Here is a 13,544-nt window from a genome sequence, read left to right on the forward strand (position 1 = left end):
TGTTTCAAACTTTGCACGGGTAAATTTAGTTTTCCAGAACGTAACTTTTAAATTGACATCAGGAGATGTCAGAACACCTCTGCGAAGAAATATTCTTCGCAGAGTGGGGATGTTACAATAATTTAGATTTTACAATTCTTAAGTTTTCTTCTTTTTTCGGTTTTCGTTTTTGCAGAGATGTTTTGGTGAAGAAGTTATGACTTTCTAAGAACTTTTCTTGTAAAAAATTCCAATCACGCTCTGAGCTTATGATGCCGAGCATTGTGAGTTCATCAAAAAGTTTATCTCCAATAGTAAAAAAGTCATCCCGACCCAGATAATCCAAATCAGCATCAGCCAGAATTTCTTCTAAGTGATTATGCGGTGTTTGTGGTATCTTGGTGGCCATTATCATACCTTTTATAGTATCTATTTGAGATTGAGTATAGCCATAATTAGGTAAATGCTTTTGGGCAATGACACATGAATTGGCTTCGTGGTCTTTGGCACCATGCAAAAAGCCTGTATCATGAAATAATGCAGCTGTCTTTAACAACTTGATATCTTCGGCGTTCTTTTGTTCGGCTTTGCCTATTTCGGTAGCTGCTTTTATGACATCTTCTACGTGATTGACACTATGGTAAGTCAAATGCTTAGGAAGGTTGTTTTTAAGCTCCGCAATAATCACTTTTTTGATTTCATTGTATCTCATAAAATATCAAATGCTTTTATTGACAAAATACATATCTAATGCCCCTTTACCTTTGGTATCTATTTTGCCTCGGTGTTCACAATTAAATTTTTCGTGAATAAGGGCATAGGTAGAACCCGAAACGTTCAATTTACCTTTTACCCCGTTTTGTTCCATTCTGGCTGCCGTATTTACAGTATCGCCCCAAATATCATAGGCAAACTTTTTCACTCCAACTATACCCGCAATAACAGGTCCCGAATGAATCCCTATTCTTATCTCAAAAGAGTTTTCGTTCAAAGACTTCTTTTTGTCGATAAACTCCAATATTTCAAGACCAGCATTTACAGCATTTTGGGCATGATTGACGTTGGTTGATGGTAAGCCACTTACGGCCAAATAGGCGTCGCCGATGGTTTTTATTTTTTCTAAACCATATTTTTCCATTATTCTATCAAACTCAGTAAAGCAAACATTTAGTTCATTGAGCATTTTTTGAACTCCTAATGCTTCTGATTTCTGAGTAAAATTAACAAAATCAGTGAATAATACTGATACTTCGTCATAATGTCTGGCACTACTTTCACCATTTAGTTTTAGTTCCTCGGCTACTTCATGAGGCAAAATATTCAGAAGCAATTCATCAGACTTTTGTTTTTCGTAGGCAATTTTCTTGTTGTCTTTTTGTTTTTGATAATAGGAGAAACCCGCAAAACCTAATAAAGCCAAAGAGAGAGCCATTCCCAAAGCCCACATGTTTTTCATATATTTTGAATTCTCAATTTCTGCCTTAGCGAGAGCATCCTTTTTCTCCTGATTTATTCTGGCAATTTCTTTTTCTTGGTTGAATTTCTGCGTGATAGCCTTTTGCTTTTCTTCGTATTTCACCAATATCAATTTCCTTTTGAGCTCTTCCTCCAGCACCAGCCTCTTTTTTTCTTCTTCGGTTTTAGCCAAAGCCTGTTTTTTTTCAAACTCAAATTTTACAGCTTTTAATTCTATCTGTTTTTCCAGTTCGAGACGTTTGGTTTCTTCTTCAAGTTTAATTCTACTTTTCTCAATTTTCATTTCGTACTCCGACTCAAAATCGGCGAATTCTTTGAGTTTTTCTTGGCCATAAACTGCATTTTTTGAAGCGATAGCTTTCTTCAAGTAAAAAAGTGCTAAATCATAATTCTCTGTGTATTCATAGCCTTTTGCCAGTTTTTCGTAGTTTTCATATAAGCCATATTGGGCTCCGTAATTACCTTCAATATCTTTAGACGAAGCCTCATACTTTGTCAACCATCCTTTCAATTCACTTTGTTTCTTTGGGTCGTTTTTCAGCGTCAGACTATCTTGAAATAACTTCTCCAATTTAATTGCATACAGTTGATTTTGATAAGAGGCTTTCATCTTTCGTATATCTTCTTCGGGTGAAAGTTCAATAGCCTTTAATATGTTTTCTTCGGCCTTATCAAAATCTTTTTCTTTTTCTTGAATTTGAGCATTTATGTAATATGTCATTCCGAGAAAAAACTTGTCGCCAGTTTTTTCAAAAACTTCTCTATTGCCCTTTAAATAGTATTTGGCAGAATCTAATTTATTAGATTCCTGATAAGCAGTAGCGAGGAAAGTTTTGGCCTGAGCCTCAAATGCGGTATTTTCTTTTTTGTTTAAACTCAAACTTTTCTGAAGGCTTGAAATACTTTTTTTAAAATCTCGACTCATTAAATAAAAATTCCCCAACAAAAAATTAGCATCACTCAGCTTATCAGGAAAATTGTTTTTCACAAAATCGTAATAGTTGTTTAGAGCTTCAAAGGTGTTTTTAAGATTATTTTGATTAAAGCTCGTTGAAAATAAATTTTGGTAGGATATCATAACCAAATTCTTATTTATGGCTTTACCCTGATTATATAAATCTATGTTTCTTTTAAAATATTCTTCTCCTTTTTTGATTTCCTTCTTATAGAAATAGTAAGCTCCAAATAAAATGTTCAACCCTGATATTTGAGTAATATCATTTGAGTTTTCCAATAATTTTTCGGCCTTGCTCAAATACGGATACGCCCCATCTATTTTCCCTTGCTGAAGGTAATGTTGAGACATCAATAGATTTATAGATGCTAACCTATCTTTATCATCAATTTGGGCATTTGCTGTGAGCATTTTGTTGGTATAGGCAATGGCACTATCAAACTTTTGGATTCCAGCATATGTCTGTGAAAGCTGCCCAAGAAGCAATGTTTTCGTTTTTAGTGTAGAAGCAGTATCTAATTTACTTTTTAAACTGGTGATTGTGGCAGGCTCTTGAGCTTTGAGAACAAAGCTGAAAAATAATAGGATTATTGTAAGGTGTGTTTTCAAAGTAGTTTTTTTTCAAAAATATACAAATACTATTTGTCGTACAAATTATATTTCAAATTCTGAATACATAAATCAAGGCCATATTTTTCAAAATATAATTTTGTAAAATGGCGTTTATACGAAGTTTTGTGTTTTTATTTCAACTTTGGGCTTTACTGTGTGAAAACTGGGCGGCTCCGTTTCAAGTTTTGAAGAGGTAAGTTTGGTTCTCCCGAACGCAATTTTCCAATTGACATCAGGAGATGTCAAAACACTTTTGCGAAGAACTATTATTCGCAGAGTATTTCTATTTTAGGTATTCAAAAACTTTCTAATTCCGTCTCTAAATTGTTTGAAACTTTCAGATTGATTTTCTTCTATATTCAAATGTTTTGAAATCTCTCTGGAAGCATATCCTTTTTGAAAGTCTGGAATTATTTTTTTTAATTCATCCGAAGCATTACAAATATCAGGGTTTCTAAATTTAGCCACCCTTTTATAATTATTAGCTTTAAATCTTGGATATATTTGCTGAATAGCATCCATATCACCTAAGTACCACGATTCTAATTCTCTACAAACAATTCTGATTAAAACTGGGCAATGACCATTTTGAAGACATAAGTCTTCAATTTGCCTTTTTAACTCTTTGCAATCATTACTGTCTTGGTCGTGTAAAATTACAATCTTAACTTCCTCAGGAGAATGAGAGAATGCTCTTACTTTATTAGGGATAGATTTTCTTAAATCGCTTTTACCTTGATGTGGACGTAAAAAACAATTAGAATTGAGAATAAATCCTTTTGGTAAAATCTTTGGCAAAATCTCATTTAAAACATTTTCCATAGATGGTTCTTCCAATAAAAATTCTATTCTCATTGTGGTCCGCTTCCTTTAAAGTATTTTTGATTCCATAAATAACCCAATTGGTCACCCTCTTTTACCAAACTTTTCACAGTTTCATCATCTTTTGCTCTGTTGATGAATGTATAACCATTCTTTTTAGTTAGCCAGAAAAGCTCTTCTAAATTGAGAGCGTTAACAAAATCAGGAGAGTGCGTGGAAATAAAAACTTGCCCACCTTTAATAGAATATTCTCGAAATTCTTCTGCTAATTGTTGTAATAACTCTGGATGTAAATAATTTTCAGGTTCCTCGATACAAAGTAAAGGATGTTTATGAGGGTTATTCATTAAAATCAAGTAGGCAAACATTTTTAAAGTACCATCTGATACATATCTTGAAATAAATGGGTCTTTGAAACTTCCATCTTGAAATTTTAAAATTATTCTACCATCTTCTGTCTTTGCCGCCTTTACATCAGCAATTCCAGGTACTCTTTTTTTCATTTTTACTAAAATTTCATCAAAAATCTTTGGATAATTTTCATAGATGTAGTCTGTTACTAATGCAAGATTATCGCCTGTTGAAGAAAGACTTTCACTTACGCCAATATCTTGGCTCTTCTTAGCATCTGGTATTTGAAAATTTGATATATACCAACTCTCCAATAATTTCCTGAAATCTGAGATAGCCTTAAAACTTTGAAATTGTCCAAGTCCTTTAATCGCTAAAATATCAGCAGACTCTAATAAAAACTCTTTTCTTTCTTCTTGAAAATCTTGTTTTGCCTCCTCAAATTTTTCTTCATTAATAATTGCGAACCCCCTTCCACTTGAAAAATTCAAAAATTTAAATGGTTTGCCCATTTGTCCTCTTCTATAACTTAAAACTTCTCTTTTCACAATAGGCATATTCTGCTCTAAGCCTATTTTAAGCTCATAGGTAATAAGAGGCTGCTTTTTCCCATCAATTGCATCATTTCTAAATTTTATCTCAAATTCAATATCCCCAGACTTGTTTCGAGAAATCACTTCCTTGAATCCTCCTCTATTATTAATAGCAGAGCGAACATTATTTCGTAATGCTTCACTTAAAAATCCAAAAATATCAAAAAGGGTAGACTTACCAGAGCCATTTGCACCTAAAAATACACACATACTTGGTAAATCGCTTATTTCAGTATCTTCAAAAACTTTATAATTCTTTATTTTTATTTTTTCAATTTTCATACATTTGCGACATTTAACACAGAAAAAACAAATATACTTTTAAGTATTACCTAATGCAAAATTTAGAGTTAATCCTTCAAAAACTTTACACCGCATCCACATCCACCACCACATAAACCCCTCTAAACTCACGCTGAGTCATTACGGCGTCGATTTGTTCTTGTAAGAAAACCTTTGCGGCTTTTATATTGAGTTTATCTTTTTCGAGTTTTAGCAAAATGTCAAACAAAAACTTATTTCTTACTCGCTCAACCATGCCTTTTTCGGGGCCAAGCACACGAGCTTTACCGAGTTTTTCGAGCAACTTATTGGCCAACCAATGAGCAGCTTTTTCGGCTTTATCTTGTTCTTCGTGCTTTACGGTTATCGAAATCACACGAGTAAAAGGTGGATAAAAATACCCTTCTCGCTCCTTGATTTCATCATGATAATAACCCATATAATCATTCGCCACAACTTTGTGTAGCAAACTCTGCTGCGTATTATTGGTCTGAATCAGCACCAAACCTTTTTTCTCACGTCGGCCTGCACGCCCGCTCACCTGCGTAAGCATCTGAAATGCCCTTTCGGCCGCCCGAAAATCAGGGAAGTGAATCATGCGGTCGGCATCAAAAATCCCCACCAAACTCACTCGGTCGAAATCCAATCCTTTACTAATCATCTGCGTTCCGACCAAAATATCAGTATTTCCTTGCTCAAATTCCCCAAGAATTGTCTGATAAGCATTTTTTGTGCGAGTCGTGTCCAAATCCATGCGTTGCACTCGTGCCGCTGGATACATAATTCGGAGGTCATCTTCGAGTTTTTCAGTACCAAAACCTACCGTTCGGATTTTGCCCGAACCACAAGCGGGGCAAGCCCTCGGAATTTCTTCTTTATGTCCGCAATAGTGGCAACGCAATTCTTTCGAGTCGAGGTGGTACGTTAAACTCACCGCACATTGCTCACATTCACCAATCCAATTACATTCTTGGCAATTCAAATACGGCGAATACCCACGTCGGTTTTGGAAAATGATTGTCTGCTCACCCGAAGCCAAATTATGTTCAATATGCTGACACAAAACGCTTGAAAAATCATTTTTCATGGTTTTTGCCTTGCGTTCAGCCTTTAAATCAATCAGTTGAATATCAGGTAATTGAGCATTGCCATAGCGTTGGTTGAGCGTAACCAAACCATATTTGCCAGTAGAAGCCTGATAATAACTTTCGAGCGATGGCGTGGCCGAACCCAACAAGATTTTCGCACCTTGTTTCAGCCCCAGCATAATGCCCACATCACGGGCGTGATAGCGTGGAGCGGGGTCATATTGTTTATACGAACTTTCGTGCTCTTCGTCAATAATCACCAAGCCCAAATTATCCATTGGCAAGAAAACCGCCGAACGCACGCCCACCACAAACTGGTAGCGTCCTTCAAGCACACCTTTCCAAACCTCAACTCGTTCATTGTCCGAAAATTTGGAGTGATACACGCCCATTTTATCGCCAAAAACTCGCTTCATACGTACCACAATTTGGGTCGTAAGGGCAATTTCGGGCAATAAAAATAATACTTGCGAGCCTCCTTCCAGTACCTGCTGAATCAAATCAATATAAATCTCGGTTTTACCACTTCCCGTAATTCCGTGCAGTAAAACAATGTCTTTTTCTTGAAAATTCGATAAAATCTCGTTGCTGGCTTGTTGTTGGGCTTCGGTCAATTCGATTTTAACTGGCTCGGTTGGCATATCATCGCCAAAACGAGAAACCACGATTTCAAACTGCTCCAAAATTCCTTTTTCAATCAATTTATTGAGCGAAGAATCAGAAGTTTCACCTTGCGTAAAAAACGATTTATCAACGCCAAAGTGATTGCGTTCACGGAGTTGGTGCATCGGAATCTGGCGTAGATATTCCAACACAACCGTTTGTTGTTTGGCATTTTTGGCCAACGAATCAATCAAATTAGCCACTTCTTCACTGCCCTCATAAACCCTTTTTAGACGAATTTTCTTGGCAATTTTAGGCTTGTATTTTTCCTTAACTTCCTCATACATAATGATTGCGTGCTTACCAATCAACGACTTTATCATGGCGTTGATATTGGTTTCGCCCACAAATTTCAGGGCATCATCATAAGTCAACGAAGCATGATTTTTCAGAATCTCCAAAAACTCAATTTCGTTTTCTTCCAAAAGCTCAGGATGGTCAAAATCTGGGTTGAGTTGAATCCTTGATTGGCTCGTAACTTTCAAACCCGACGGCACGGCCACATTCATCACTTCGCCCACGCAACACATATAATAGTCTGCAATCCAATCGAATAGCCAAAGTTGTTGCTTCGTGATAAGTGGCTCTGTATCAAGTAGTTCGAGGATATATTTGGCTTGGTATTTTGCAGGAGGTGTCTCATGAATCCGTCCAACAACCGCCGTCACGACCCGATTTTTGCCAAATTCAACGATAACCCTCGCCCCGATTTTTATCTCATCAACAAAATTTCTCGGTACCCGATACGTAAACATTCGTGGAATCGGCACGGGCAAAATCACATCAGCAAAATATGTTGTTTCAACAGAAAAAAGACCTTCCATTTAGAATTAAGAATGTAAAATGAAGAATGTAGAATGAATACGTTGTAAAAAACGTCCATTAAATACATCCTGAAGAATGCTTCAAAGGTACTAAATTCAATCATTGCTTGGGAAAAAGTACCTTACAAATATCATAACACTAAATGAGTGTAAATAATTTTCGGCTACTCGCTTGCAAATGTTATGCACGCATACTATTTTTGTTAATGTTGAGTTACAATAAAAATCATTCTTAATTCTACATTCTTAATTCTTAATTAAAAAAATGGCAGATACTATCGAATATAAAGTGCCTACGATGGCAGAAATGGCAGCAAGCGGTCAAGAACCTGAAGTGTTGTTTTGGGTGGGTTGTGCTGGTTCGTTTGATGACCGATATAAAAAAGTTACGATTTCGTTTGTAAAGATTTTGAATAAAATTGGAGTGAAATTTGCTGTTCTCGGCACAGAAGAGGCTTGTACGGGAGACCCTGCACGTAGAGCGGGTAACGAATTTACATTTCAGATGTTAGCCCAACAAAACATTCAAGTGTTGAATGGCTACGGCGTGAAGAAAATCGTCACGGCTTGTCCGCATTGCTTCAATACGCTTAAAAATGAATATCCAGAATTGGGCGGAAACTACGAAGTAATTCACCATTCGACCTATTTACAGCAATTAATCAACGAAGGACGAGTAAAAATTGAAGGAGGAGGCTCGTTTAAAGGACAAAAAATTACGTACCACGATTCTTGTTATTTGGGTCGTGCGAATGATATTTATGAAGCACCACGCCAATTGTTGGAGAATTTAGATGCCGAACTCGTAGAAATGAAGCGTTGCAAAACTAACGGACTTTGCTGCGGTGCGGGCGGTGGACAAATGTTTAAAGAGCCAGAAAAAGGCACTAAAGACGTAAACATTGAGCGAATTGAAGATGCACTTGCTACTGGAGCGAAAACCATCGCAGTGGCGTGTCCGTTCTGTATGGTGATGATGTCAGATGGCGTAAAAAATAAAGAGCGTGAGCATGAAGTAAAAGTCTATGATTTAGCTGAATTGCTGGAGCAAGCGATGTAAAAATAATAACTTATGCACTTTTCATTAGATGAAATTGAAAATGGTGAGCAATTTGAAGAATTAATAGTTGCTTACTTCAAAGGGATGAAAAAAGATGTAACTTCTGTAAAAGTACAAGCATCTGGAACTGGGACAGATGGCGGGAGAGATATTTTAGTTGAATTTACTGTTGATGATAATATTGAAACTTTTCTTAGAAGATGGGTTATTCAATGTAAGTTTCATGACTCAGATATTTCAACAAACAAAATAGCGGATATTAATATTCCTTCTTTGATACATTCTTACAATGCTTCTGGATACTTACTTATTTGTAAAAAAAGACCTACTTCAAAATTAACGGACTTCTTTGAACGTCTTGAACTTAATTGTAGTTTTAAATATAAATATAAAATTTGGTCGGGTGAACAATTAAAAAACCTAATTTTGGGTACAGAAAATACGCTTTGGCAACAGTTTTTTCCGAAATATTACGAATTTTTTAAAAGGAATTTATCATGAGAGCATTTGTTTCGTATTCACTAAATGATAGAGATGAATTAGTAATGGCGTTGCTTTCTGCAAAACTCAGAGAAAAAGGCTTTTCTATTTCGATGAATTATGATTTTTCTTCATTTGTATTGACTCCAATGAGCCAACGAATGATAAATGAAGCTAATCTATTTATTGGAGTTATTACTAAAAATAGCAATGATAGAGAACGAGTAATTAAAGAATGGAATTATGCAAAAAGCAATAATACACCAAATATATTATTGCTTGAAGAAAATATGCAAGTTGATAATAGATTACTACAAGGAAACTATGTTGTTTTTAATAGAAAAAATCCTAAAAATGCGGTTGATGAAATTAATAGGCGTATGTTACCAAAAAATGCAACTGAAGAATTTCTACCTTGGGCATTAGGAGGGGCTGCATTATTGGCTGTTATTGGTTTACTGTCCTCACCAAGTAGTAGAAGATAATTTAGAACGATTAGCTTATCAATAGGTATTTCTTTTTATAAAAAATTAATCAACCTTATCGGAGATTATTTTCAAAAAATATTGTTTACAAACTATATATGCCGCAATTTTGATTGTGGCATATTTTTTTAAAGACAATATTATGTACGTAGATTTCAATAAAATTCCGCAAGATGCCCGCATTTGGGTATATCAAGCCAATCGTCAGTTGACTGCTGATGAGATAAATACGGTTGAGAATTATCTCAAACCAGCCGTTAATCAATGGGCTGCTCATGGAGCGGCTTTGTTGGCCTCGGCTAAGGTGCTGCATAATCGTTTTGTGATTATTGCTCTCGACCAAAACATGAATGCCGCCAGTGGTTGCTCGATAGATGCCTCTACTCGTTGGTTTAAAGAGCTTGGCGATGCCCTAAACATAGATTTTTTCGACCGTTCACAGGCATATCTTGATGGAAACGAAATAAAAACTTTCTCGGTTTTTCAATACAAAAAAGCCGTTGAAAGCGGTCTTGTTTCTCCCGAAACTATTATCTTCAACAACACTACTTTATCAACTTTGGGTGATTTAAACAGCAAATGGCAAGTGAAAGCCATTGATGCCCCGACATTGAAAAGATTTTTTGTTAATACAGTGGCTTAATCTTACTTTGGACGATGTAGGAACATCGCCCCACAAATATGGCTGAAACATTATATATTCCAGAAAATGCTTCCCGCAAAGAGGTTTACGATAGTATTATTCCCCAAGTAGAGGGACTTCTGAGTGGCGAAACCGACCAAACGGCTAACTTGGCTAATTTTGCTGCTGCTCTAAGAGAAGCTTTTGGATTCTTTTGGGTTGGATTTTATCTCAAAAAAGAAAATCAATTAGTTTTGGGGCCATTTCAGGGCCCGATTGCTTGTACTCGCATCAATTTTGATAAAGGTGTTTGTGGTCATTGTTATCGCACAAAAGAAACCGTTATTGTGCCAAATGTCGAAGAGTTTCCTGGGCATATTGCTTGTAGTTCGGCCTCAAAATCTGAAATTGTAGTGCCAGTTTTTGATAAAAATGGCAATGTTTCAATGGTTTTGGATGTTGATAGCGATAAATTAGATGATTTTTCGGAAGTTGACAAAGAAGGTTTAGAAGCTTTGGTAAGAATTTTAGAGAAGACTTTTATCGCTTAAAAATGAATACATTATTTCCAGTATTTCTGAAACTTGAAGAATTGAATACGCTTGTCGTGGGTGGAGGAAATGTGGGTTTAGAAAAACTCGAAGCTATTTTTAGAAATTCTCCAAAAGCGACAGTCACGCTCGTTGCTCCCGAAATTCGTGAGGAAATCAAGGCATTGGTGCCACATCATAACCTTACGTTGATTCAGGAAAAATACGATATTTCGCACCTTGATGGAATGGACATCGTTACGGCAGGAACAGACAGCAAAGAAGTAAACCGACAAGTACGAGACGATTGTAAAGCCAAACGAATATTGGTAAATATTGCAGATACGCCCGATTTATGCGATTTTTATTTGAGTTCGGTAGTGGTGAAAGAAGATTTGAAAATTGCTATTTCTACCAACGGAAAATCACCGACCTTTGCGAAGCGTTTCCGAGAGATTTTAGAAGAAATCATTCCCGAAAACTTGCAAGAAACATTGAATAATTTGCAAGCAATCAGAAATAAACTCAAAGGTGATTTTCAGAGCAAAGTACAGAAACTGAACGAAATTACGAAGGTTATGCAGGAGTAGTCCACGGTCGATGGTCAATAGTCCTTAGCTTTATCCTAAAAAAATATGCCACACCTTTTGTCTGTGATGACAAGGTGTGGCACATTTTTTAATAGTGATTTTACATTTAAGCAGCTACCAATTTATTCTTGCGTTCGCCAATTTGCTGACGCCACATAGCATAATAAAGCCCTTTTTCAACCAAAAGTTCTTCGTGTTTACCCACTTCAATGATTTTCCCTTGTTCTAAAACAAAGATTTTATCGGCGTGCATTACGGTGCTTAGTCGGTGAGCAATCATTACTGTTATGTAGTCGCCTTGGGCGGTTACGTCTTTTACCGTGTTTGTGATTTCTTCTTCGGTCAATGAATCTAAGGCCGAAGTAGCTTCATCAAAAACAAAAATCTTCGGATTTCTCAACAACGCTCTCGCAATTGACAAACGCTGTTTTTCTCCACCCGAAATCTTGATTCCACCTTCACCGATGACGGTATCAACGCCATTATCGGCTCTTGCCAAAAGATTCTGACATGATGCCTTCTGCAAAGCGTCCATGATTTCTTCATCGGTCGCACGAGGTTGGGCAAATAATAAGTTTTCTTTGATTGTTCCCGAAAATAATTGTGTGTCTTGTGTTACAAAACCAATTTGCGAGCGTAATTCTTCAATATTGATTTCGTCAGAGGGTAGTCCATTATAAAATACTTTTCCTTCCGATGGATTATAAAGCCCAACCAAGAGTTTTACCAAAGTAGTTTTTCCCGAACCCGATGGCCCAACAAATGCTACGGTTTGACCTTTCTTTACTTCAAAACTCACATCTTCTAAGGCTTTTCCTGCGGCAGTTAGGTGTTTGAAACTCACATCTTCAAAACGAAGGTTTTCAACCATTCCGAGTTTAGTCGGAAACTCTGGTGTTACTTCAATTGGATTATTGAGTAATTTCTCAAAATTATTGAGCGAGGCTTCGGCCTCACGGTAAGCAATAATTACATTGCCCATTTCTTGCATTGGTCCAAATACAAAAAATGAACAAAATTGTAGCGTAAGTAATTGACCAACAGTCATTTGGTCTTTGAAAATCAATAATAATAAGAGGAATAAAATTGCCTGACGCAAGAAGTTTACGAAAGTCCCCTGAATAAAACCAATACTACGAATACTACGAACTTTCTTGAGTTCGAGTTGCAGAATCTTGAAAGTGTTGAGATTTAAACGTTTGATTTCTTGGTCGGTTAACCCTAAACTTTTTATTAACTCGATGTTTCGGAGCGATTCGGTGGTTGTTCCTGCCAGTGCCGTCGTTTCTTTTGTAATTGTCTGCTGAATCTTCTTGATTTTTCGGCTCAAAACTCTCGTCAAAGCTGCTAATGCTGCTGCTCCACCTAAATACACAAAAAACAACCACGGGCTAATGCCGAAATGGAAGATATACACATTTAGCACAATAATACCAATCAACGACGTAAAACCAACATTCACAAAAAGTGTGATAAATTTCTCAGTGTCAGTGCGTACTTTCTGCAAAACCGAAAGCGTTTCGCCACTACGTTGGTCTTCAAATTGTTGGTAGGGTAGTTTGAGCGTATGTTTCAAGCCATCAGTAAAGATAGATGCTCCAAATTTCTGAATCACCATATTCATTACATAGTCTTGAAGCGTTTTGGCAATTCTACTGACCATCGCCACACCCACAACGGCACCGAGCATCAGCAAAACTCCAACGGTATAGTCTGATTGCGTGAAAGTTTTTGCTTTTCCTGCATACTCATCTACGATTTTTCCGAAAATGAGCGGGTCGAGCAATGAAAAGGTTTGATTAATGGCTGCTAAAACTAAAGCCAGCACTACCTGCCAACGGTAGCGGCCTAAGTATTGTAATAGTAATTTCATAAGATAGAAGTAAAGAAAGACGAAAAGTTCTGGTTTGTACTAAACTTTAACAAAGCCTATCGGTAAATAATTCCGCAAGAAGATTCAAAGGGAAAGCTATAAAATTAAAAAAGGTAAAATCTGAATGAATCAAATTTTACCTTTTAAGGTTGTTGACCTACCAGGATTCGAACCTAGAAAGACGGTACCAAAAACCGTAGTGTTACCATTACACCATAGGTCAGTCCTGAATTATGATGCAAAATTAATATTTTTGATT

At 36.5% G+C, this 13,544-nt stretch carries 12 protein-coding genes and 1 tRNA gene; 6 read left to right on the forward strand and 7 right to left on the reverse strand.

Going from position 1 to position 13,544, the window contains the following annotated elements; all coding sequences use genetic code 11:
- Positions 1-112 precede the first annotated feature (112 nt).
- The 5 genes from ABR854_RS15405 to priA all read right to left on the reverse strand — a co-directional run bounded on the left by ABR854_RS15405 (position 113) and on the right by priA (position 7,645).
- Positions 113-691 (reverse strand): HD domain-containing protein, encoded by a 579-nt coding sequence (locus ABR854_RS15405; RefSeq protein WP_350266308.1) that lies wholly within the window; start codon positions 689-691, stop codon positions 113-115.
- Positions 692-697: 6 nt separating this feature from the next.
- The gene (locus ABR854_RS15410) at positions 698-3,019 is read right to left on the reverse strand and encodes an adenylate/guanylate cyclase domain-containing protein (RefSeq protein ID WP_350266309.1); all 2,322 of its coding nucleotides are present in this window, start codon (positions 3,017-3,019) and stop codon (positions 698-700) included.
- Positions 3,020-3,310: 291 nt separating this feature from the next.
- On the reverse strand, positions 3,311-3,877 hold the full coding sequence (locus ABR854_RS15415; protein ID WP_350266310.1) for a DUF4276 family protein: 567 nt from the start codon (positions 3,875-3,877) through the stop codon (positions 3,311-3,313).
- A complete protein-coding gene (locus ABR854_RS15420) occupies positions 3,874-5,070 on the reverse strand; it encodes an AAA family ATPase (protein ID WP_350266311.1) in 1,197 nt (398 codons plus the stop codon). The genes ABR854_RS15415 and ABR854_RS15420 overlap by 4 nt, the downstream gene beginning before the upstream one ends.
- A gap of 85 nt (positions 5,071-5,155) precedes the next feature.
- The gene (priA, locus tag ABR854_RS15425) at positions 5,156-7,645 is read right to left on the reverse strand and encodes a replication restart helicase PriA (RefSeq protein WP_350266312.1); all 2,490 of its coding nucleotides are present in this window, start codon (positions 7,643-7,645) and stop codon (positions 5,156-5,158) included.
- 265 nt (positions 7,646-7,910) lie between these two features.
- Here priA and ABR854_RS15430 point away from each other — a divergent pair, with 265 nt between their 5' ends.
- From ABR854_RS15430 to ABR854_RS15455, 6 genes are all read left to right on the forward strand, one after another.
- On the forward strand, positions 7,911-8,705 hold the full coding sequence (locus ABR854_RS15430) for a (Fe-S)-binding protein (RefSeq protein WP_350266313.1): 795 nt from the start codon (positions 7,911-7,913) through the stop codon (positions 8,703-8,705).
- Between the two features lie 12 nt (positions 8,706-8,717).
- Entirely contained in the window at positions 8,718-9,206 is a 489-nt protein-coding gene (locus ABR854_RS15435) for a restriction endonuclease (protein WP_350266314.1), read from the forward strand.
- Positions 9,203-9,670 (forward strand): toll/interleukin-1 receptor domain-containing protein, encoded by a 468-nt coding sequence (locus ABR854_RS15440; protein ID WP_350266315.1) that lies wholly within the window; start codon positions 9,203-9,205, stop codon positions 9,668-9,670. Before ABR854_RS15435 ends, ABR854_RS15440 begins: the two co-directional genes overlap by 4 nt.
- 142 nt (positions 9,671-9,812) lie before the next feature.
- On the forward strand, positions 9,813-10,313 hold the full coding sequence (locus tag ABR854_RS15445) for a hypothetical protein (RefSeq protein WP_350266316.1): 501 nt from the start codon (positions 9,813-9,815) through the stop codon (positions 10,311-10,313).
- A 38-nt stretch (positions 10,314-10,351) separates the two neighbouring features.
- Positions 10,352-10,843, forward strand: coding sequence for a free L-methionine (R)-S-oxide reductase MsrC (msrC, locus tag ABR854_RS15450; protein ID WP_350266317.1), 492 nt, complete (start codon positions 10,352-10,354; stop codon positions 10,841-10,843).
- A 2-nt stretch (positions 10,844-10,845) separates the two neighbouring features.
- Entirely contained in the window at positions 10,846-11,412 is a 567-nt protein-coding gene (locus tag ABR854_RS15455; RefSeq protein WP_350266318.1) for a precorrin-2 dehydrogenase/sirohydrochlorin ferrochelatase family protein, read from the forward strand.
- A 106-nt stretch (positions 11,413-11,518) separates the two neighbouring features.
- Here the strand turns inward: ABR854_RS15455 and ABR854_RS15460 are convergent, their stop codons facing one another.
- Both ABR854_RS15460 and ABR854_RS15465 read right to left on the reverse strand, forming a co-directional pair.
- Positions 11,519-13,285: an ABC transporter ATP-binding protein gene (locus ABR854_RS15460; RefSeq protein ID WP_350266319.1), complete on the reverse strand. Its 1,767-nt coding sequence runs from the start codon at positions 13,283-13,285 to the stop codon at positions 11,519-11,521.
- Positions 13,286-13,437: 152 nt separating this feature from the next.
- Positions 13,438-13,508: transfer RNA gene (locus tag ABR854_RS15465), tRNA-Gln, on the reverse strand.
- Between the last annotated feature and the right edge of the window lie 36 nt (positions 13,509-13,544).

This window comes from Emticicia sp. W12TSBA100-4, assembly GCF_040253585.1.
GTDB lineage: Bacteria > Bacteroidota > Bacteroidia > Cytophagales > Spirosomataceae > Emticicia.